This is a genomic window from Paraburkholderia sp. AV2 (genome assembly GCF_054968425.1).
Genome location: NZ_JBANLK010000042.1, coordinates 37,543 through 59,815, shown reverse-complemented (window position 1 = coordinate 59,815; position 22,273 = coordinate 37,543). Strand labels below are relative to the sequence as shown.

The window sequence follows — 22,273 nt, the reverse complement described above, 5'->3', positions numbered from 1 at the left end:
CCGTTTCACGGGAAAGTAAACAGCCCTTCCGGGCTCTTTTTGAACTGGCCTTTTACGGCTCCTCAGCGCTCCCATCCGGGTTCGGGCCATTCTGCCCGTAGTACTGAACCCCGATGCGAATCGGCTCGCGATCGTGCGCCTTGCGCTGCAGATTGGTATCGCGCAGCGAATAGGCACAGCCGCAGTACTCCTGCTGATAGAACGATTCCCGCTCGCTGATTTCGATCATGCGCGCCGTATCCGCCGCGCTTGCGGCGAATGCTGGCGGCGAGGCATGCCTCGCTTACTTCGCCTGGGCGCGCAGCGCCTTCGCGGCGGCCACCATGTTGGTCAGCGCGGGAATCACCTCTGCCCATTGACGCGTCTTCAGACCGCAGTCCGGGTTCACCCACAGACGCTGTGCCGGAATGCGCTCGGCCGCCTTCTGCATCAGTTGCACGATGTGCGCTTCGGTCGGGATGTTCGGCGAGTGGATGTCGTACACGCCCGGCCCGATTTCGTTCGGATACTTGAAGTTGTCGAACGCGTCGAGCAGCTCCATGTCCGAGCGCGAGGTCTCGATCGTGATCACGTCCGCATCCATGTCGGCGATCGACGCAATGATGTCGTTGAACTCCGAATAGCACATGTGCGTGTGGATCTGCGTTTCGTCCTGCACGCCGTTCGCCGTGATGCGGAACGATTCCACCGCCCAGCGCAGGTACTCGGCCCACTGCGCGCGGCGCAGCGGCAGGCCTTCGCGCAGCGCGGCCTCGTCGATCTGGATCACGCGCACGCCGGCCTTTTCGAGGTCGATCACTTCCTCGCGGATCGCAAGCGCAAGCTGGTAGCACGACACCGAGCGCGGCTGGTCGTCACGCACGAACGACCAGTTCAGGATCGTCACCGGGCCCGTGAGCATGCCCTTCATCGGCTTGTTCGTGAGCGACTGCGCGTAGGTGATCCACTCGACCGTCATGGCCTTCGGGCGGCTGATGTCGCCGAACAGGATAGGCGGCTTCACGCAGCGCGAACCGTACGACTGGACCCAGCCGAACTGGCTGAACGCGTAGCCGTCGAGTTGCTCGCCGAAATATTCGACCATGTCGTTGCGCTCGGCTTCGCCGTGCACGAGCACGTCCAGACCCAGCGCTTCCTGTTCGCGCACGCTGCGTTCGATCTCGGCGCGCATGGCGGCCTGATAACCCGCATCGTCGAGTGCGCCGGCCTTGTACTGGCTGCGCGCCTGGCGGATTTCGCCGGTCTGCGGGAACGAGCCGATCGTCGTCGTCGGATACGCCGGCAGGTTCAGGATCGCGGCCTGCTTCGAAGCGCGTTCTGCATAGGCATGCTGACGATTGCCGAGGTTCGCGTCGATACGGGCCAGCGCAGCCTTCACCGCCGGATTGTTCACGCGCGGCGAGCTGCGGCGCGCGGCGATCGCGGCGGCGTTGGCGGCCAGCGCGGCGGCAACCTTGTCGCGGCCCTGGTTGAGCGCGGCGGCAAGCAGTTGCACTTCGTCGAGCTTTTGCAGCGCGAAGGCGAGCCACGAGCGAATTTCCGCGTCGAGCTTCGTTTCGCTCGCGAGATCGACCGGCACGTGCAGCAGCGAGCACGACGGCGCGATCCACAGGCGGTCGCCCAGTTGCTTCGCGAGGGGTTCGAGCCATTCCAGCGCGGCGCTCAGGTCCGTCTTCCAGATGTTGCGGCCGTTGATCGCGCCCACGGAAAGCACGCTCTGCGCGGGCAGCTTCTGCGCGGCGAGCGCGACTTCTTCACGTGCGTTGATCGCGTCGATATGCAGGCCATCCACCGGCAGGCTGCACGCGAGTTCGAGGTTCTCCTTGAGCTGACCGAAATACGTGGCCAGCAGCAGCTTGACGCTGCGCTGCTCGAAACCTTCGTAGGCCGTCATGAACGCTTCGCGCCAGGCCGGCTCGAGTTCGGTCACGAGAATCGGCTCGTCGATCTGCACCCACTCCACGCCCAGCGCGTTGAAATGGCTCAGCAGTGCGCGATACACCGCCATCAGGCGCGGCAGCAGCGCGAGCTTGTCCGAGTCGTCCTTGGCCTTGCCGAGCCACAGATACGTGAGCGGCCCGACAATCACCGGCTTGGCCTTCACGCCCTGCACCTGCGCTTCTTTCAGTTGCTCCGAGAGGCGCGAGAAATCCAGGTTGAACTGCGTATCGGCCGTGAATTCGGGGACGATGTAGTGGTAGTTCGTGTCGAACCACTTCGTCATTTCGCCGGCAGCTACACCGCCGCAGCACGCTGCGTGGTCTTCGGCGCCAGCGGCCGAACGGCCACGCGCGACGCGGAAGTAGTTGTCGAGCTTGTCGCCATGAAAGCCCTGCACGCGTTCCGGCAGGTTGCCGAGCGTGAAGCTCATGTCGAGCACCTGGTCGTAGAACGCGAAGTCGCCCACAGGCACGAAATCCAGGCCCTTCTGGTTGTCCCAGTGGCGCGCGCGCAGCTCGGCACCAAGCGCCTTCAGTTCGTCGCGCGACGATTCGCCCTTCCAGTAACGTTCGAGGGCGAACTTCAGTTCACGTTTTGCGCCAATGCGGGGAAAGCCGAGATTGTGTGTCGTGACCATGTGGGCTGCCGTCCGGAATACAGAAGTTGAAAGTCGTGACAGCGATAATAGGTTTTCTATCTCATGAAATAAAATGGATTTATTTCATCTTTTCATTAGAATTCTTCATTCATCCAGTTCAGGTCTGCCGCCATACCCGGACGCATCCATCTCGTCATCGTCCGCGAAGTCGCTCGCCAAGACTGGCAGGCTTCGAGGATAAGCGCCTGAGCCGACCACCGGCCATCGCGCCGAAAAGTAGCCTATCCTTGGCTCTGACTCCGCGTGGCCCAGTAGAACAAGGCCGGCATTCACGACCACGGCAACGACCACGGCGAGCCCATGGTCAGACAGCAGACGCTCATGATGAATCCTTCCGCCCGTTATGTCCTCGCGTTCGTCGTCAACGTCGCATTGCCCGTCGCGGCCTACTGGATGGCAATCGGCACTTACGGGCTGCGGGGCGCGCTGATCGCATCGAGCCTGCCCGTGCTGGTGTGGATGACGATCGATCTGGTGCGATTCCGGCATTTCGACGCGCTGAGCGCCATCGTGCTCGCGGGCATTGCCCTGTCACTGCTCGTGCTGCTTTCCGGTCCCCCGCGCTGGCTGCGGGAAGCCCGCGACCCGCTGGTGAACGGCATGATCGGGTTGCTCTTTCTGCTCTCGCTGGCATTCAAGCGCCCTCTCGTCTTCTATCTCGGACGATCGACGCTGTCCCGTCAGCGCGCCGGGCGAGAAAACGAATTCGACGAAATGTGGCAGACCCACCCCACCCTGGTGAAATCGATCCGGCTCATGACAGCCGTCTGGGGCATCGGCCTCGTGAGCGAAAACATCATCCGGCTCTGGATCTCCAGCTACATGACGAATCCCCAGGCCGACCGCCTCTCCACGATCATCCGCTACACGGTATACACGGGGCTCACGGCCTGGACGATCTTCTATCGGCGCGTCTATCTCAAGCGCCAGGTCGCGCCAACACCCGCTGAAACAGCGGGTACCGGTCACGCTTGACACCTGTCTCGAAACGTCTGACTATCTGCCCAGCGCAGGTGTCCACAATACGGCGCAAATGTCCACTATATGGACAGACAGGAGACGGAATGACAGCCCCATCGAACGGCGCCGATGCCATGACGCCCTATCAGCTTCCCAACCCGCCTGAAGCCTTGCGCGAGATCGTGGTCGAATCCGCGATACCGAAGGACGAACGCGTGTGGGTGCCGCAGGCCGAAAACGTCTGGTTCCGGCCGCTGTGCCTGAACGTCTCCAGCGGCTACTGGATGAATCTCCTGCGCGTGCGCAAGTCCGGTGTGCTGAGCCGCCATCGTCATCCGCAAGCCGTGCATGGCATGGTGCTCAAAGGCCGCTGGCGCTATCTCGAACATGACTGGGTCGCCACCGAAGGCAGCTACGTGTTCGAACCGCCGGGGGAAACGCACACGCTTTACGTGCCCGAAGACGTCGAGGAAATGATCACGTATTTCCAGGTCAACGGCGTCATGTACTACTGCGATCCGTACGGCAATCACACGGGCTACGAAGACGTCTTCACGAAGCTCGAAATGTGTCGCGAGCACTATGAGCGTGTCGGGCTGGGCGCCTGCTACGTCGATCAATTCGTCAGGTAAGCCAAACAGATTGCATCATGCAGTAGCGGCACGCAAACATCACAAGAGCATCGGCGGAGACAAGACATGCAACCGAAGACACCGCGCCTGAAGCGCATTCAGTGGATTGCGCTCACCTTCCTCACGCTGGCCGGCATTGTCAATTATCTGGACCGCAGCACGCTGTCCATCGCCAATCATTCGGTCAGCGGCGAACTGGGTCTCTCGGCTTCGCAGATGGGCCTGCTGCTCTCGGCCTTCTCGTTCGCCTACGCATTTTCGCAACTGCCCGTGGGCGCGTTGCTCGACCGCTTCGGTGCGCGCGTCATGCTAGGTCTCGGCATGCTCGTGTGGTCCTGCGCGCAGTTGTGCGGCGGCTTCGTTCGTACGCTGCCGCAATTTCTCGCGGCACGCATTGCGCTTGGCATTGGCGAAGCGCCGCAGTTTCCGGCCGGCGCCAAGGTCGTCAGCGAATGGTACGCGTTGCGCGAACGCGGCCGGCCCACGGGCATCTTCACCACCTCCTCGACGATCGGCCCGGCGTTGGCCCCGCCCATTCTCACCGTCCTGCTGCTCGCGTTCGGCTGGCGCTGGATGTTCGTCGTGATGGGCGTGCTGGGCATTGCCGTGTCGATCGGCTGGTATCTCGCCTATCGCAATCGCGCCGAGGTCACGCTCGGGGCCGACGAAATCCAGCATCTCACCGAGGACGAGCCCCACGCCCGCGCCGAACGCCGCATGACCTCGGCGGAATGGCGCGGACTTTTCAAATCGGCCACCACGTGGGGCATGATCTTCGGCTTCATGGGCGTCATCTACATGGTGTGGCTGTATCTCACCTGGCTGCCCGCTTATCTGGAACACGAGCGGCACCTCACCATCGCAAAGACCGGCTGGGTCGTGACGATCCCCTATGTTTTCGGCACGCTCGGCATGCTATCGAGCGGCTTCGTCGCCGACGGCCTGATGGCACGCGGCATGGCGCCGATCCGCAGCCGCAAGTGGCCGATCTGCTCCGGGCTGATCGGCGCGGCCGTGTTCACGGTGCCGGCCGCGTACACGCCGACGCTCACGCTCGCCATCGTCTATCTTTCGCTCGCGATGTACTTCGTCAACATGGCAAGCGGTGCCGCGTGGGCGCTCGTGAGCGTCGCGGCACCACGGCATCTGGTGGCCTCGCTCGGCAGCATCCAGAATTTCGGCGGTTATTTCGGTGGCTCGTTCGCGCCGTTCATCACGGGCCTCGTGGTCGATCAGACGCATTCGTTCGTCAACGCGTTTCTGATCAGCGCGGGTGTGGCATTCGCGGCGGCGCTCGTCTACATGTTCGTCGTGCGCGTGCCGATCGCGGAGATGACGCCGCACGACGCCGCGCCCGGAACCCGCATGACCCATTCCTGATTGCACGTACCGTCATGACCTTCCAGCACGATCTCTTTGCAGACAAGACGGCCGTCGTAACGGGCGGCACGCAAGGAATAGGCGCGGGCATTGCGCGCCATCTGGCCGCGCTCGGCGCGCGCGTGATCGCAGCCAGCCTCACGCCCACCGATGCACAACGCAGCGCGCTGGCCGCCGACGGCATCGAAACGGCTTCGCTCGATGTCGCTTCGAAAGCCGATGTCGACGCGCTGTTCGCCTCGCTGTCGTCGCTCGACATCCTTGTCAACTGCGCGGGCGTCATCCGGCGCGGCGACGAACTCGATCCCGAGGTGTTCGCCCAGGTGCTGGACGTGAACCTGACCGGCACGATGCGCACGTGCGCCGCGGCGAGGCCGCTCCTGGCCCAACGCGGCGGCGCGATCGTCAATACCGCTTCGATGCTGAGCTTTTTCGGCGGCGGGCTCGTGCCCGGCTATAGCGCGAGCAAGGGCGGCGTGGCGCAATTGACCAAATCGCTTGCCATCGCCTACGCGCCGGAAGGCATTCGCGTGAACGCGGTGGCGCCGGGCTGGATCGCAACGCCCCTCACCCAGGCCTTGCAGGACAACGAAGAACGCACGCAGGCCATCTTGTCGCGCACGCCGCTCGGCCGCTGGGGCTCGCCCGACGATATCGGCCCTGCCGTGGCGTTCCTCTGTTCGCCGGCGGCATCGTTCATCACGGGTACGGTGCTGCCCGTCGACGGCGGTTATCTGATCGCGTGACCGTGGCGGGGCGGCGCGCCTCGCCAGCATCGTCACGCCACTCCACATTTATCTGTACGACCATGCCGACTTCCGCCGCCGAAACCCTCGAAGCCGCTCGCGCCACGGGCACCGCCGCCTTTTCGAAGTTCATGACGATGCTGCAGTTGATTGCGGACGCAACGGAAGCGCCGGGCATGCCGCAGTTGGTCGCATCGAGCGGGTTTCCGCGTCCTACGGTCTACCGCATCGTTACCGCGCTGATCGCGGAAGGGCTCGTGGTCGAGAGTGCGCGTGGCGGCGCGTTCGAACTGGGGCCGAGGCTCCTGACACTCGCCAGCCGCAGTTGGGAACGTTCGGATATCCGCGTCGTTGCCGAGGAGGCGCTGCGATCGCTGCGCGATGCGACACAGGAAACCGTGCATCTCGCCGTGCGCAGCGGCAGTGAAATGGTCTACATCGAGAAGCTGGAAAGCCCGCACGCTGTACGTATGGCTTCGCGGATCGGCACGCGCGTGACGCTGTATTCGAGTTCGGTCGGCAAAGCCTGGCTGGCCGCCGTTGACGAAGCCGCACGCGATGCGCTGCTCGACGGCCTAGCGCTCGTGCCGCTCACGGCCAATACGATCGTCGCGCCCGAGGCTTTGCGCGCGGAACTCGACGCAACGCGCGAGCGCGGCTATGCGCAGGACCGCGAAGAAAATGAAGCGCAGATCTTCTGTTACGGATGCGCGATTCGTAGTGCGAATGGCCAACCCATCGCGTGCGTCAGCGTGAGCATTCCGCTATTCAGGCTCAGCGAAACGCCACTCGACACGTATGTGGCGCCGCTGCTCGCCGCGTGCAATGCGGTCGCGCAACGGCTGGGGCCCGCCCCGCGATCGATCGCTTGATGCCGACTGGGCCGCAAAAGCCTCACACGCATTACTTGCGGCTGTACTTCGCGATGGCTTCCGCGCTAACCGGCGTAAACAGATTCACGAGGTTGCCGTCGGGATCGCGAAACAGCACCGAGCGGTTGCCCCACGGCTGCGTTGTCGGGGCCTGCACGAAATCCGTGACCACCTCTTGCAGCTTCCTGTACTCGTCGTCGACGTCGTCCACGCGAAACTCGACGATGACCGACCGGTTGCTCGCCGGCGTCGCGGCTCCCGCGCCGAACAGGTCCATCGTGCGTTGACTGCCGACCGCGAGGGTCGCGGACGGCGTGGAGAGTTCCGCGAAATCGTCGGTGTACCAGGTGGCCACGAGGCCGATCGCTTCGTAAAAGCGAACGAGTCGTTTGATGTCGCCGGTGATCATTCTGGTCGAAACGAAATCCATCTTTCTCTCCATGGTGGGTGGTGGGGTCGGCAGGGTTGCCGCGGGCGGGTCCGAAGCACGAACGGAACAGCGCCGCCGCAACCGCTACGCATCCTACTGAACACCTGCTGCCACCGTTCTGTCAGTAGCCATCGCAGCGTTCACGGAACCGGCATGCGGACTTGCAGGCTGTTGCGAACCTCCGTGACACCACTCACGCGCTGCGCGCCAGACATGGCGAGCGGAATCTGACTCGCATCGGGCACGGAACCGCCCAGGGTCACGACACCGCCTCGGGCAACAACGACCACATTGGTCGAGTCCAGCCCTTTGACGTGGACCAGCGCGCGACGTATCTGCTTTTCCAGCAGATGGTTGGCTTTGCGAATCTGCTTCGCGCTCGGCGCCGGGCCGGCCGACGCCGCGGTTTCGCTGCCCTGTGCATAGGCGCTCGTCGCGCCCAGCGCGATCAGGGCCGCGACGGCCAACCGGAATAGAGAATACTTGCCCATCTATCGTTCTCCTTACTAGCAATGGTTCGTCAAATAGACCCGGCAACGGCTAGAACACGTGGCGAATGCCGAAATCCAGACCCAGCGTGGTTCCCGTTGCGCCAAGCGGCGTGTCGATGGAAAGGCCGGTATCCATCGTGCCGCAGTTGTTGACGAGACCCGCCTGCACGTAGACCGTGGTGGTCCGGGACAGGTAATAGTTCGTACCCAGCCCGACCAGCAGCGAGTGGTTCTGCGCAACGCGACTCTGCTGCTCGTACCAGACACCGCCATTCAGGTCCAGTTGGGTCGTCACAAGAAAGTTGAGGCCGCCGCCATAGACGTTGTTGGAGGTCGAGCCCACCTTGTAGTTGACGAACGATACCTTGGCCGTCAGCCTGCCGATCTTGTACGACGCGCCAAGCTGGCGCCCCTCTACCTCGACGGGAAACTGGGTTGGCACCGGCGTCACCAACGCGCTTCCCGTGCTGGGTTGCGCTTCGAAGAACGATGCGCTGACCATGACGGTCCCATTGGTGTACTTCAAGCTGCCCGAATACTGGAAGCCATTCCGGAAATCGCCCGCCACGCCGCCGAGCGAAACCATCGCTGCGGCCTGGAATCCCCAAAGAACGGGGCTCGTGTAAGAGACGGCGTTCGGCACGAACCAGGAGGCGGCGATCAGATTGTCGGAGTTGATGATGAGGCTGCTTGCGAATTGCGAAAGGCCGCGCGGATCGAGGGCGTCCAGTTCATCGGCGAACGGCGAGTACTGCAGACCCGCCTTCACTTCGCCAAATCCGCCCTTCAGCCCGACATACGCCTGCCGGCCAAAGAGGTAGCCGTTGGAATCGTTAAAGCCTCCCGTGCCCGTGTCGTAGCCGCTCTCCAGCCTGAACTCCGCCCTCAGGCCGCCGCCCAGGTCCTCCGTGCCGTACATGCCGAATCGCGATGCGGAAAGGCCGCTGTCCGTGAACCCGAACTGCTTGCCGGCATTTTGCAGGGTCGTCATGTTCAGCGTCTTGTTGGTGTAGATCAGCCCCGCATCGGCGGTGCCGTACAAGGTGACGCTACTCTGCGCCTGCGCCATGCCTGAACAGGCCAGACCTGACGAAACAGTCAGTAATCCGATATAAAATTTTCGACTCGATGACATGATGAAGTTGCTCTCCTGTAAACCTCGCTCCCTTGGCCATCAATCGCGTCCAAGCGGGGTTTTATTTTTAGTATTACTATTTATTGGAACGACACGATGTGTGGGCGACGTCGCGCGGCTTCAGCGTTAGATCTGCCGACCTCGGCTTTCCGGCAACAACAGTATCGCCAGCGCCGTGACAAGGCTCGTGCCGACCACATACCACGCGGGTGCAAGCGGGTTGTGAGTCGATCCGATCAGCCATGTAATGACAAACTGGGTCGTTCCGCCGAACAGCGAAACGCCCACCGCGTAAGTAATCGCGAGGCCGAGCGCGCGCACCTGCGGCGGCATCAGCTCGGGCAGGACCGCCATCCCGGCCGCGCCGCTCGTGGCGGTCGCTCCGGCGAGCAGCACCGTGACACCAACGAGGCTCGCCAGATCCTTTTGCCCGGCCAGCAGCACGAACGCCGGATAGATCGCGAACAGCAACACGAGACGTGGGATCAGCATGACCGGCTTGCGTCCGAAACGATCGGACAACCAGCCGCCGAGCAGCGAGAACACAAAGGTCGCGACGCCGAACGCGGCGGTTGCCGTCATCGATACGGTCGCCGGCAACTTCAGCACGGTGATCGCGTACGTCGTCATGTAGAGGGCGATATACGTCGAGACCGTTCCGCCGAGCACGATCGCCACACACAGCGTCATCAGCCATGCGTTGTCCCTGAGCAGCGCAGCGCGCACGACAGGTGTCGTGACCGCTCGCGCGCCATCGCCGTGATCGAGCGTTTCCGGCAGGCGGCGACGCAAATAAAGCGCCATGGGAATCAGCACGAGGCCGAGCGCAAACGGCACGCGCCAACCCCACGACTGCAACTGCGCCTTCGTCAGCAACGCCGACACTGTTACGCCGACCATGCCGGCGGCGAGCGACGACACGCCCTGGCTCGCGAGCTGCCAGCTCGAATAGAGCCCCCGCTTGCCGGGCGGCGCGATCTCGATGAGAAACGCCGTTGAAGGACCGACCTCGCCGCCAAGCGCGATGCCCTGCACGAGCCGGCACAGCACGACGATCACCGGCGCGGCCACGCCGATCGTCGCGTACGACGGCGTGAGCGCAAGACCCAGGGTGCCGAACGTGATGAGGCCAATTGTCAGCAGCATCGCGGGTCGTCTGCCCGCACGGTCGGCAAAGGCGCCGATCACGATCCCGCCAAGCGGCCGCGTGAAGAAGCCGACACCGAACACCGCGACCGATGTCAGCAAGCTGACGAGCGGCACGGTGGACGGAAAAAATGCGCGGCCAATATAGACCACGAAGAACGCGTAAGTGACGAAGTCGTAAAACTCGAGTGCGTTGCCGGCCACCGTCGCGACGACAACGCTACGCGAAACGGGGGCATGGCGTGTCCCGGCCGGGACCGCCTGCGCAGTCGTGTTGTTCATCGGATATCTCCTCGTTGCCTCTCTTCTTTTTTGTGAGCCCGCGGTTGCGGGCGCGTGGTTCGTTCAGGAGTCCATGAGGAAGCGTTCCGCAAGCAGCGTCCAGTATGCCGAGCCCACGGCGACGTTATCGTCGTTGAAATCGAATCCGGGGTTGTGCACCATGCAGCCGGTCGGGCCGCTCTCGTTGCCGTTGCCGATCAGCAGATAGCAGCCGGGGCGCCGTTCGAGCATGAACGCGAAGTCTTCGCTGCCGGTGAGCGCCGGGCCTTGCGGCGTCACCCGCTCCTCGCCGACGAGTTCGACGGCCACGCGGCATGCGAATTCCGTTTCGGCCGTGGTGTTGACGAGTGCCGCGTAGCCGTGCTGATAGTCGATTTCGGCCGTCACGCCGAAGCCTTGCGCGATCGAGTGCGTGAGTTCGACAACGCGTTTTTCGAGCAGCGCGCGCACCTCGGGCTTGAGCGCGCGCACGGTCAGTTCGAGGCGCGCGGTTTGCGGAATGACATTGTTCGCGGTACCCGCCTGCATTAGGCCCACCGTGATGACGGCAGTGTCCTGCGGGTCGACGTTGCGCGACACGACGGTCTGCAGCGCCGTCACGAGGGTCGCGGCCGCGACGACCGGATCGTTCGCGCGGTGCGGGGAAGCGCCGTGGCCGCCGCAGCCGTGAATCGCGATCGCCACCTTGTCGGACGATGCCATCATCGGCCCGTCGCGGAACACCAGATGCCCCTGAGGAACGCCGGGCGCGTTGTGCATGCCGAAGATCGCGTCGCACGGGTACTTGTCGAACAGGCCGTCGTCGATCATCCGCGCGGCGCCGCTATCGGACTTCCCGTATTCCTCGGCCGGCTGGAAGATCAGGTTCAGCGTGCCGGAGAAGCGGCCGCGCTCAGCGAGCGTCCGGGCCGCGCCGAGCAGCATCGCCGTGTGGCCGTCGTGGCCGCACGCGTGCATCACGCCGTCATGGCAGCTCGCGTGGGCGAGCCCGGTCGCTTCGTGGATCGGCAGCGCATCCATGTCGGCGCGAATGCCGAGCGCGCGCGTGCCGTTACCGCGGCGCAACTGCGCGACGAGGCCGGTGCCGCCAAGCCCGCGCTCGACGCGATAGCCCCACGCCTGCAGCCTATCGGCAACGAGGTCGCTGGTGCGTCGCTCCTGAAACGACAATTCGGGATGGCGATGAATATCGCGCCGGATCGAGACGTATTCGTCGGCATGACGCCGCACGTCCTGCAAGAGTTCTTCAGCGTACATATATCGGGCTCGCGGTGAGGGGAACGCCGACCATGGTAGATATCGAAAAATAATAATTCCAATGCATAATTCTATGGATCAGCATTACCATGACTCATAGACTATTCATCTGGCCACAGCATGAACCTCGCCCAACTCCAGCATCTGATTGCGCTCGCCGACACCCAGTCGTTCAGCAAAGCGGCGCAGCGCGTCCACGTGACCCAGCCGGCGCTGAGCCGCAGCATCCAGGCGCTGGAGGAGGAACTGGGCGAGAAGCTGGTCGACCGGATAGGGCGGCGCAATGAGCTCACCCCGTTCGGGCTGACCGTGGTCGAGCGCGCGCGGCATATCGTGTTCGAGACCACGGAGCTGATGCAGAGCGGGAGCCGGCTGCGGCAGGGTGTCGAGACGCCGCTGCGTGTCGGCTTTGGCTCCGGGCCAGGCGTGCTGCTGACGGTGCCGCTGATGCTGCATTTCGCGAATACTTATCCGCGCGCGAAGCTCAGCATCGCGCGCGGCGCGATCGAGCTGCAGTTGCAGGCGCTGCGCGCGCGCAAACTCGACGCGATCGTTGTCGACATGCATTCGCTAGGTGCGGCCGCGGACCTGATGATCGAGCGGCTGCCCGATCTGCGCGCGGGCTTTATCGCCCGTGGCCAGCATCCGCTCGCGAGGCAGGCCGAAGTCACGCTCGCTCAGATGCGGCAATATCCGATCGTGTCGACGGTGTTGAGCGATATGGCGTCACGCAGGATGCGCGAGCGCTTCGGGCCCGAAGGCGATCCGCAGCAACTGATCACGCTGCGTTGTGAGGACATCATGTCGTGTATCGAGGTGGCGCTGGCAAGCGACGCGATCTTCCTGGGCATTCTCGCGGCGGCGCGCGATCGTCTCGCGCGGGGCGAACTGGTCGAGTTGCCGATCAGCCCGTCGGGCCCCGGCCATGCCAATCTCGCCATCGTGACGCTGGCGGGACGCAGCGAAACACCGTTGATGCCAATGCTGCGCAATTTCGTGTTTGCGCATATGCACGACTGAGGCGGCGACTGTGGGCGACGGAACAACAAGGCGCCCGGTTGGCAAACCTCGACAAACCCCGGGCGCTCTTGCCGCTTAGCTCATGTGCAGGCCGCCGTTCAGCGAGAAGTCGGCGCCCGTCGAAAAGCCCGCGTCGTCCGACGAGAGCCACGCGACGATCGACGCGATTTCTTCCGGCGCCCCAAGCCGCCGTACCGGAATGCTGGCCACGATCTTCTCCAGCACCTCGGGCTTGACCGCACGCACCATGTCCGTGCCGATATAGCCCGGCGAAACGGTGTTGACCGTCACGCCCTTGGTGGCCACTTCCTGCGCGAGCGCCATCGAAAAGCCGTGAATGCCGGCCTTGGCCGTCGAGTAGTTGGTCTGCCCGAACTGGCCTTTCTGGCCGTTCACCGACGAGATATTGACAATGCGGCCCCAGCCGCGCTCGACCATGCCGTCGATCACCTGTTTGGTGACGTTGAAGAGGCTCGTGAGGTTGGTGTCGATGACGGCGGTCCAGTCTTCGTGCGTCATCTTGCGGAACACGACGTCGCGCGTGATGCCCGCATTGTTGACCAGCACGTCGACCTCCCCAACGTCCTTCTTGACCTTCGCGAAGGCGGCGGCCGTCGAATCCCAGTCGGCCACGTTACCTTCCGAGGCCACGAAGTCGTAGCCCTGTGCCTTCTGATCTTCGATCCATTTCGCGCGACGCTGCGAGTTAGGCCCGCAGCCGGCGACCACGGTGTAGCCGTCCTTGAACAGCCGCTGGCAGATTGCGGTGCCAATGCCGCCCATTCCGCCGGTTACGTAAGCAATGCGCTTCGCCATAAATCCTCCTTTCATTTTTTGGGGGGTATAAGCCAGTCAACAAAAGCCAGGGAGGATGGAAGTCAGTTTGACGACCGCGCGCGCGCCGCACGATGGGCATTAACCCGTAGGTAAAAACGCCGAAAACCGGGACCCGGCGCGCGGTGCACCGGCCGTTCAGACCGGCAGTACGCTGACTGCCACCTCCACCTGATGCTCGCCGCCGCCGAGCAGCGAGCCGCGCAGAAGCGACACGTCGCTATAGTCGCGGCCGATGGCGAGCGTCACGTGATCGAGGTCGGCAAGAACGTCATTGGTGGGATCGAGGTCGATCCAGCCGCTTGCCGGACAGTGGACGGAGAGCCACGCGTGCGAGGCGTCCGCGCCAATCAGGCGCGGCTGGCCCGGCGGCGGGTCGTTGCGCAGATAGCCGCTCACGTAGCGGGCCGGCAGGCCGAGCGAGCGCAGGCAGCCGATCATCACCTGCGCGAAATCCTGGCAGACCCCGCGCCGCATTGCGAAGGCACGCACGGCAGGCGTGTCGAACGCCGTGGCCGAGGTCTCGTACGCGAAGTCCGCATGAATGCGATGCATCAGGTCGATGGCGCCCTGGGCGATCGGCATGTCCTGCGGGAAACTCGGCAAGGCATAGGCGCGCAGCTCGGGACTCGGAACGACGTTCGGCGATGCGAAGCAAAATTCGGACTCCGGATAAAAAGGCGTGCCCGCACGATAGCGCAGACCTTCGGCCACCTGCTCCCACGCGGGCGTCGTGGAGGCGTCGAGCGCAGCCCGGCGGGGTGATAGCTGTACGACCGTTTCACTCGTCATGCATAGTGCTTCGTGCGGAATATCGAGGGCGAAGTAAAGCACGTCGTTGCCGAATGCGTCCATGCGATTCGACAAATAAGCAGGATAAGGTTCGATGCTTTCGGTATGCGAGACGATCTGCTGCCATGCGCAGGCAAGCGGGCGGATCGTCGCAAGATGCTGCGCGGTCGCCACGGTCGTGGAATAACGATAGGTCGTACTGTGGGAAACGCTGAGCGTCACGGGGCCACTCATGCGCCCCCCTGCTGCGCGGCGCTCGCCGCATGGCTGAAGTAGCGTGCGCTGATTTCGGTGGAAGCCGCCATCGCGATCGCGCACAGCCGCTCGCACACCTCGACGAGCACGGGATAGCCGCCGCCCGGATCGGTCGTGCATAGCGGCTCCAGCGTGGGCAGCGTCGCCGCTTCGGGCATCAACTCGCGGAACGGCCGCCGCGACGTGCCGCCCGCCGACTCCTCGATCTGCGCGAGCTTGCGGCGCAGCCGCACGTAGACGCCATACAGGGCGCGCGGATTGGTCTCGTCGATGACGAGCAGGTCCAGCAGCGCCGGCACCTCCAGCCGCCCGGGGTACATCGAGCGGTAGGTGAGCGTCGAGTCGAACAGTTGCAGCAGCACGTCGAAGCCCTCCGGGCGGGCGAGCAGTCCGTTCGCCGCCACCGTGCGCAGGAACGTGCTCATCGCCCACAGGCGTTCGATATGGCGGCCCGCGAACAGCAGGCGCCAGGCCTCGTCGCGCGTCATGCGGTCGCCCTGCGCGCCGCTGATCGCCGAAAGCTGCGTCGCGAGACGTTCGAGCACGTCCATGAGCGCCACGCGGTCGTAGCGTTCGCCGGCGCTCGCGGGCGCAAAGCGGGCCAGGGCGTCGCGAAAGTCATTGCGCGCCGCGAGTATCGTGCGCCAGTGGTCGTTCGCGAGGCGCCCGCGCACTTCCCCGCAGGCGCGCGCCTGGCTCGCGAGGCAATAGCCGATGCCGGGCACGTTCGAAGATTCGCCAAGACTCGCCACGAGCGCGCGTTCGAACGCATGCGGCGAGCCGCGCACCGCCGTCTCTCCCGCGGGGATCAGGGAGCCCAGCGAGGCGAGCTCGACAAACGACGCGAACATCGTGTCGGCATCGTTGCTTTCCAGCGAGCCCAGGATCAGCCGGCACAGGCGCACGCCGTTCTCCGCGCGCTCGCCATAGCGGCCCGACCAGAACAGGTTCTCCGCCGCGCGGCTCGATACGGTGCGATGCCGGCGCGTGGCGAGGTCGCCCGGCTTCATGGGCGAAGGCAGCAACGTAAACGGCGGGCTGGGCTGCTTCGAAAGCACCCACGTATCGACGCTGCTGCCGCCAAGCTGCATCGACTCCGTGGCCTGGCGTTCCGCCGCGAGACGCGTGAAGCCGCCCGGCACCGCGCGCCAGTTGCCGGCGAAATCGGCAATCGCGTAGACGCGCAGCACCGAAGGGCGGCCCGCCAGCGTGCCGTCCTCGTAACGCGGCATGCAGGAGTAAGCGAGCGGCGCCTGGATCGTGAAGGCGTCCGCGGCACGGTCGATACGTTCGCACCATGTCGCCAACGGCTGGCGTCCCGCGGCCATGCCCGGGGCGCTTCCGGGCGGCGGGCCGGACTGCGAGTTTGACTGCGAATTTGACTGTGAAGCGGGCCACGTCGGCACGACGAACGCTTCGTCGAGCTGCGCGAAGGCCGCCTCGCGAGCCGCCGCTTCGCCGCACCACCAGGTCGGCACGCTCGGCAGCGCGAGCGTCTCGCCCAGCGCGGCGGCGATACCCGGCATGAAGCCGTGCAGCGCGGGCGATTCGACGAAGCCCGCGCCCGGCACGTTCGACACCACCACATTGCCCGCGCGCATCACCTGGAGCAGGCCCGGCACGCCGATGGTCGAGTCGGCACGCAGCTCGACGGGGTCGCAGAACACGCCGTCGAGGCGGCGCAGCACGGCATGCACGCGTTCGAGGCCGTTGAAGGTCTTCAGGTACAGCTTGTCGTCGCGCACCGTGAGATCCTTGCCCTCCACGAGCGTCACGCCCAGATAACGCGCAAGAAATGCGTGCTCGAACCAGGTCTCGCTGAACGGACCCGGCGTGAGCAATGCGATATGCGGTGCGGCGCCGGCATCGTCCGCGCGCAGGGTCGTGCGCGCCGCCTCGGCCAGCGTGCCGATCAACTGCGAGTAGGCCGGCGCGAGGCGGCGCACGCGCATCGAGCGGAACGCGTCCGTAAAGAGGCTCGACACGATCAGGCGGTTTTCGAGCGCGTAGCCGAGACCCGAGGGCGCCTCCGTGCGATGCGACATGACAGTCCACGTGCCTTCGGGCGAGCGCGCGAGATCGACGGCGACGATCTGCAGGTAGCCGCCGCCCGGCGGCCGGTAGCCCTTCACGGGGCGCAGATAGCCCGGATGCCCGAACACGAGGGCCGGCGGCAGCAGGCCGCGCTGCAGCAGCGTCTGCGCGCCGTAGGTGTCGGCGACGATGGCGTCGAGCAGCCGCGCGCGCTGGATCACGCCGCGCTCGATGTGCGCCCATTCGGCGTCGTCGATCAGGAACGGCAGCAGGTCCAGCGCCCAGGGACGCGGCTCGCCCTTGTCGGCATAAACGTTGTAGCTGATGTCGTTGTCGCGCACCTGGCGCGCCACCGAGTCGCGCACCTTGTCCAGCCCCGCCGCGCCCTCCTCGCCCAGCAGCTCGAAAAACTGACGCCATGGCTCGCGCAGCGCGCCGCTCTCGTCGCGCAGTTCGTCCCAATGCCCGGCGCGCGGCGGCAGCAGACGCAGGCTCGACGGCGCGTGAGCGAGGGACGCCGTGGCGTCGAAGGGCAGGATCGACTGGAATGACAAGTTCGTATCGGCTCGACTAACTGGCGTGCCCCCGGGTCGCGGCACGGAATTCAGGAGCGGCGCAGATCCAGCGTGAACGGAAACTCCAGGCTGCGTTCGAGCGGCTTCACCTCGACCGGTCCCGGCGTATGACCGATCGTGAAGAAGCGCGCGCGGCGGCGGCTTTCAGCTTCGTAGGCATTCACGGGAAACGTCTGGTAATTACGCCCACCCGGATGAGCCACATGATACTGGCATCCGCCGACCGGGCGGCTCGTCCAGGTATCCACAACATCGATCGTGAGCGGCGCATGCACACCGATGGCCGGATGCAAGGCGGATGCCTGGGCCCACGCCCGAAAGCGCACGCCCGCCACGTATTCGCCCGCGCGGCCGGTGGGCTGCAACGGCAGCGGCTCGCCATTGACCGTCACCACGTGGCGATGGTCGTTCAGTCCCAGCACGCGTATTTCCAGCCGCTCCACCGAAGAGTCGACATAGCGCACCGTGCCGCCCGCCGAGCCCTCCTCGCCCATGACGTGCCACGGTTCCAGCGCATTGCGCACGGTGAGCGCGAGGCCGCTCGCGTGCAATTCGCCTACCAGCGGAAAGCGGAACTCGAAATGCGGCGCGAACCATTCGCGCTCGAAGGCATAGCCCGTTGCGCGCAGGTCGGCCAGCACGTCGTCGAAATCCATCTGTACGAACGTGCTCAGCATGAAGCGGTCGTGCAGCTCGGTGCCCCAGCGCGTCAGGCGCGCCGTGTAAGGCGTGCTCCAGAAGCGCGCCACCAGCGCGCGCAGCAGCAGTTGCTGCACGAGGCTCATGCGCGCGTGCGGCGGCATTTCGAAGCCGCGCAGCTCCAGCAGGCCGAGGCGGCCCGTGGGGCCGTCGGGCGAATAGAGCTTGTCGATGCAGAACTCGGCGCGGTGCGTGTTGCCCGTCACGTCGATCAGGATATTGCGCAGCGTGCGGTCGATGAGCCAGGGCGGCACGCGGCTGCCCGCGCCCATTTCCGCGAGCAGATCGAGCTGGCGTTGCAGCTCGCGGAACGCGATCTCCAGTTCGTAGAGCTGATCGTTGCGGGCCTCGTCCACGCGCGGCGCCTGGCTCGTCGGGCCGATGAAGAGCCCCGAGAACAGATACGACAGCGAGGGATGGTTATGCCAGTACGCGATAAGGCTCGCGAGCAGGTCGGGACGGCGCAGGAACGGGCTGTTCTCCGGCGTCGCGCCGCCGAGCACCAGATGGTTGCCGCCGCCCGTGCCGGTATGGCGCCCGTCGAGCATGAACTTCTCGGTGCACAGGTACGACTCGTGCGCGGCCTCGTAGAGGTATTCCGTGTGATCGACCAGTTCGTCCCAGTTCGAAGCCGGATGAATGTTCACCTCGATCACGCCCGGGTCGGGCGTCACCTGCAGCAGCTTCAGGCGCGGGTCGCGCGGCGGTGGGTAGCCCTCGATCACAATCTTCATGCCGAGGTCCGACGCGGTCGCTTCGACGGCGGCCAGCAGGTCGAGGTAATCGTCCAGCGCGGTCAGTGGCGGCATGAAGACATAGAGCAACTGGTTTGCACTGCCGATCAATTCGTTCTCGACCTTCGGTCCCGCCGCGCGAGCCGGATCGCGTACCTCGACGCACAGCGCCGTACGCGTGATCCAGGACGCCGATTCGCCGCGGGCAGGCATGCGGTTCGCGTCTGGCCCCAAGCCGTGGACGCCCCCGTTGCCCTGCGCGCTGGCGCTCGTCTCGTTCCTGTGGCTTGTCGGGCCGGCGGCCGGCCGCCCTTCCTCGCGATACTGCGCGCGCAGCTCGGCCGCCTGGCGCAGCGGCACGGCCGGCGCGAACGGATCGTGCGTGTGCTGCCACGGATAATCGGTGGCCGAGACCCACGGCAGCGATTCGAGCGGCAGGCGGTAGCCCATGGGCGAATCGCCCGGAATCAGGTACAGGCGTTCGTCGCGGAAGAACCATGGCCCCGTCACCCAGCGCGGGCCCGCCAGCGAACCTTCCTGTTCGCGCGCGAGCGGCAGCACGTAGCCCGTCACGGCCGGAAGTCCAGCTTCGAACACGCGACGCAGACGCACGCGCTCGAGCTCGTCGTCGAGGCGCGAATCGAACGGATCGACGTTCACCGGCAACCGGCGCTCGCGCCACAGGTAATACCAGGTGTCTTCGTAGGCCGGCTGGATATGTTGCGCGTCCAGTCCGAGCTTGCTGGCGAGGTGGCCGATGAAGCGGCTCGCGTCGTCCGCCGTGCGCGGCTCGGGCTCGCGCTCGTCGGCGAACAGCGAGGGGTCGTGCCAGCACGGCTCGCCGTCCGCGCGCCAGTAGAGCGACATCGCCCAGCGCGGCAACTGCTCGCCCGGATACCACTTGCCCTGCCCGACGTGGAGAAAGCCGGCCGCGCCATAGCGCGCGCGCAGCTTGTTCATCAGCGCGGTCGCATAGCCGCGCTTCGTGGGACCGAGTGCGTCCGTGTTCCACTCGGCCGCGTCGCGGTCGCGCACCGAAACGAAGGTCGGCTCGCCACCCATCGTGAGCCGCACGTCCATCTCCGCAAGCTGCGCGTCGATATGGCCGCCCATGTGCAGCACGGCAGCCCATTGTTCGTCGCTGTACGGCTTCGTCACGCGCGGCGTTTCCAGTACGCGCGTGATCGACATGCCATGGTCGAACTCCACCTCGCACTCGTCCACGGCGCCCGAGATCGGCGCGGCGCTACCCGGCTCCGGCGTGCACGCCACGGGAATATGGCCTTCGCCGGCCAGCAGCCCCGAGGTGGGATCGAGGCCGATCCACCCCGCGCCCGGCAGATAGACTTCACACCAGGCATGGAGATCCGTGAAATCGACTTCGGTGCCGCTGGGGCCGTCCAGCGCCTTCACATCCGGCGCAAGCTGCAGCAGGTAGCCCGAAACGAAGCGCGCGGCCAGCCCGAGCTGACGCAGCGTTTCCACGAGCAGCCAGCCGCTGTCGCGGCACGAGCCCGAGCCGAGCGCGAGCGTTTCCTCCGGCGTCTGCACACCGGGCTCCATGCGGATCAGATAGCGGATCTCCTGCTGCAACCGCTGGTTCAGCTCCACGAGAAAGTCGATCGTCTTGCGCGGCGTGCGGTCGATGCTCTCGACAAAGCTCGCGAAGCGCGGCGTGGGCTCGCGCCTGACGAGGTAGGGCGCGAGCTCGCGCTGCAGGCCGGCCGGATAGACGAAGGGGAACTGCTCCGCTTCCGGTTCCAGGAAAAAATCGAACGGGTTGTAGACCGCCATTTCGGCGACCAGGTCGACCGTCACCTTGAAATCCTGCGTGGGCGCCGGGAAAACGAGCCGCGCCTGCCAGTTCGCGAAAGCATCCTGCTGCCAGTTGACGAAGTGCTGGGCAGGTTCGATACGCAGCGAGTACGACAGGATCGGCGTGCGGCAATGCGGAGCGGGCCGCAGCCGGACGATCTGCGGCGAGAGATGCACCAGCCGGTCGTAGCGATAGTGCGTGACATGATTCAGCGCGACTCGAATAGACACACCAGGCTCCTGATCAGATCATCGTGAACCGACGTCCTGCCTCGCGCCTGTCGCTTCTTTGAGTCGCGGCATGGCCGGCCGGAATCGGGCAAGCTCGCTGCAATGTTGGTACCGGAATGTGACAGTTCGCGATCGACGCGAGGCCCCAGGTGTACGCAGCTTCCATGCCAACCTGGGGTTGCGCGCAACATCGCACGCGCAAGGGGACATACCCCCTGCTTCACGAGGGAACGCTCGTGTTCAGTGCCGAAGAAGAGAAACGTGTGAGCAGCCGGCACGGGCAGACGCACCGGATCGGTGCAGTGCGCGCGCGCGGCGCACCATCGAAGGACGGCGCAGGCGCGAAGCGCCGCGCCTCACGGCTGCGCGGCAAGCGCAGCGGCGTAACGCAGGTACAGCCAGGCCCCACATCCGGCGCTGACGAAGACCGAGGCGATGCCGACGATCGCCCCGCTGATCGCATTGATGCCGCCAATGCCGTGGCGCCGCGCCGCGACCTCGCAGAGCATCGCCACACCGGACACCGCCAGCATCGGCAGCGTGGCGGCCATCTGTGTCAGCCAGATGCTCCAGCAATGTCCGCGCGTGTCGGCCCATGCCGCCCGAATCCGCATGCCTCCACCGATAGCGACATGCGTGGACAGCAGGCTGAGCCGCATCAGCAGGAAGAAGCCCACGCACATCGCGACGAGCATGCCGAGCCCTATCAAGGCTGGAATGAGGATGGGCGATCCGAGGTGGTGCCTCGCCGCCAGCAGCCACACGACACCGGCCCCGAGACCGAAGCCGATGGCCGCGAGGGCCAGCACGAAGAGGCACAAGACATAGATCAGCCCGAGATAGCGCCAGTAGTTTCGACCGAAGAGCGGCTCCGAGTCCGCCTCGCGTGCGCCCAGCAGCACGAAGCGCAGCGCGTGCACCGTCAGCGTCGCAAGGAGCGCGATCTTGACCAGTTCGAACGCACCCAGTGGAACATACGTGATGACCCGGAACGGCGGGCGCCGATCAGGCTTCAGCACGCCCTCGACAAAGGACGCCATCCATACCAGCACGAACATCAACGTCACGAGGCCGGGCCGATGCTGAACATAGCGCCAGCCGTCGCGCCACGCGCCCTTCACGCACTGCCCGAAGCCGATCGCCTCCATTCGTGCCCCCTGTATGCCGTCTCAGATGCGCCCACCTGTTTGCGACGCGAATGATTTTCTGGCCTGCCCGCCCAGCCGCGAGCCTGGTCTGCGGATTCTGGCACGGGGTCATGCACGGCATGTGTGGGGTAACGCACGAAAGCCCGCAGCGGCGCTATGGCAGTGCTCTGCGCCGAAAAATCATCAGTTATGCGAATTAAAAAGCT

Annotated in this window: 17 protein-coding genes and 1 pseudogene; 6 read left to right on the top strand and 12 right to left on the bottom strand. The window is 65.1% G+C overall.

The window, feature by feature from the left end; translation table 11 throughout:
- Positions 1-52 precede the first annotated feature (52 nt).
- Together V8683_RS24195 and metE are read right to left on the bottom strand one after the other, a co-directional pair.
- Positions 53-238: pseudogene (locus tag V8683_RS24195) on the bottom strand (epoxyqueuosine reductase QueH); the annotation flags it as partial.
- Positions 239-283: 45 nt separating this feature from the next.
- Entirely contained in the window at positions 284-2,578 is a 2,295-nt protein-coding gene (metE, locus tag V8683_RS24190; RefSeq protein ID WP_411192766.1) for a 5-methyltetrahydropteroyltriglutamate--homocysteine S-methyltransferase, read from the bottom strand.
- A 342-nt stretch (positions 2,579-2,920) separates the two neighbouring features.
- Between metE and V8683_RS24185 the strand changes: the two genes are divergently transcribed.
- The 5 genes from V8683_RS24185 (at position 2,921) to V8683_RS24165 (ending at position 7,189) form a co-directional block, all read left to right on the top strand.
- On the top strand, positions 2,921-3,574 hold the full coding sequence (locus V8683_RS24185; RefSeq protein WP_411192765.1) for a VC0807 family protein: 654 nt from the start codon (positions 2,921-2,923) through the stop codon (positions 3,572-3,574).
- 89 nt (positions 3,575-3,663) lie between these two features.
- A complete protein-coding gene (locus tag V8683_RS24180) occupies positions 3,664-4,191 on the top strand; it encodes a 2,4'-dihydroxyacetophenone dioxygenase family protein (RefSeq protein ID WP_027796931.1) in 528 nt (175 codons plus the stop codon).
- Positions 4,192-4,257: 66 nt separating this feature from the next.
- Positions 4,258-5,571, top strand: a complete 1,314-nt coding sequence (locus V8683_RS24175) for an MFS transporter (protein WP_411192764.1) — start codon at positions 4,258-4,260, stop codon at positions 5,569-5,571.
- Between the two features lie 14 nt (positions 5,572-5,585).
- A complete protein-coding gene (locus V8683_RS24170) occupies positions 5,586-6,317 on the top strand; it encodes an SDR family NAD(P)-dependent oxidoreductase (RefSeq protein ID WP_411192763.1) in 732 nt (243 codons plus the stop codon).
- A 62-nt stretch (positions 6,318-6,379) separates the two neighbouring features.
- A complete protein-coding gene (locus tag V8683_RS24165) occupies positions 6,380-7,189 on the top strand; it encodes an IclR family transcriptional regulator (protein WP_411192762.1) in 810 nt (269 codons plus the stop codon).
- Positions 7,190-7,220: 31 nt separating this feature from the next.
- Here V8683_RS24165 and V8683_RS24160 read toward each other — a convergent pair whose 3' ends face one another.
- From V8683_RS24160 to V8683_RS24140, 5 genes are all read right to left on the bottom strand, one after another.
- Entirely contained in the window at positions 7,221-7,619 is a 399-nt protein-coding gene (locus V8683_RS24160) for a VOC family protein (RefSeq protein ID WP_411192761.1), read from the bottom strand.
- Positions 7,620-7,759: 140 nt separating this feature from the next.
- Positions 7,760-8,110 carry a BON domain-containing protein gene (locus V8683_RS24155; protein ID WP_411192760.1) on the bottom strand — a complete coding sequence of 117 codons (351 nt, stop codon included), beginning with the start codon at positions 8,108-8,110 and terminating at the stop codon, positions 7,760-7,762.
- A gap of 49 nt (positions 8,111-8,159) precedes the next feature.
- Complete coding sequence (locus V8683_RS24150; RefSeq protein ID WP_411192759.1) at positions 8,160-9,245, bottom strand: porin; 1,086 nt, start codon at positions 9,243-9,245, stop codon at positions 8,160-8,162.
- Positions 9,246-9,371: 126 nt separating this feature from the next.
- Positions 9,372-10,673 carry an MFS transporter gene (locus V8683_RS24145; RefSeq protein ID WP_411192758.1) on the bottom strand — a complete coding sequence of 434 codons (1,302 nt, stop codon included), beginning with the start codon at positions 10,671-10,673 and terminating at the stop codon, positions 9,372-9,374.
- A gap of 63 nt (positions 10,674-10,736) precedes the next feature.
- Positions 10,737-11,930 carry a M20 aminoacylase family protein gene (locus V8683_RS24140; protein WP_411192757.1) on the bottom strand — a complete coding sequence of 398 codons (1,194 nt, stop codon included), beginning with the start codon at positions 11,928-11,930 and terminating at the stop codon, positions 10,737-10,739.
- 120 nt (positions 11,931-12,050) lie between these two features.
- Here V8683_RS24140 and V8683_RS24135 point away from each other — a divergent pair, with 120 nt between their 5' ends.
- Positions 12,051-12,950, top strand: a complete 900-nt coding sequence (locus tag V8683_RS24135) for a LysR family transcriptional regulator (protein WP_411192756.1) — start codon at positions 12,051-12,053, stop codon at positions 12,948-12,950.
- 75 nt (positions 12,951-13,025) lie between these two features.
- Here V8683_RS24135 and V8683_RS24130 read toward each other — a convergent pair whose 3' ends face one another.
- From V8683_RS24130 to V8683_RS24110, 5 genes are all read right to left on the bottom strand, one after another.
- The gene (locus V8683_RS24130; protein WP_411192755.1) at positions 13,026-13,766 is read right to left on the bottom strand and encodes a 3-ketoacyl-ACP reductase; all 741 of its coding nucleotides are present in this window, start codon (positions 13,764-13,766) and stop codon (positions 13,026-13,028) included.
- Positions 13,767-13,922: 156 nt separating this feature from the next.
- Positions 13,923-14,810 carry a transglutaminase family protein gene (locus tag V8683_RS24125; protein WP_411192754.1) on the bottom strand — a complete coding sequence of 296 codons (888 nt, stop codon included), beginning with the start codon at positions 14,808-14,810 and terminating at the stop codon, positions 13,923-13,925.
- Positions 14,807-17,419, bottom strand: a complete 2,613-nt coding sequence (locus V8683_RS24120) for a circularly permuted type 2 ATP-grasp protein (RefSeq protein WP_411192753.1) — start codon at positions 17,417-17,419, stop codon at positions 14,807-14,809. Before V8683_RS24120 ends, V8683_RS24125 begins: the two co-directional genes overlap by 4 nt.
- A gap of 50 nt (positions 17,420-17,469) precedes the next feature.
- Positions 17,470-20,919 (bottom strand): transglutaminase family protein, encoded by a 3,450-nt coding sequence (locus tag V8683_RS24115; RefSeq protein WP_411192752.1) that lies wholly within the window; start codon positions 20,917-20,919, stop codon positions 17,470-17,472.
- A gap of 356 nt (positions 20,920-21,275) precedes the next feature.
- Positions 21,276-22,067, bottom strand: a complete 792-nt coding sequence (locus V8683_RS24110; RefSeq protein WP_411192751.1) for a hypothetical protein — start codon at positions 22,065-22,067, stop codon at positions 21,276-21,278.
- Positions 22,068-22,273 lie beyond the last annotated feature (206 nt).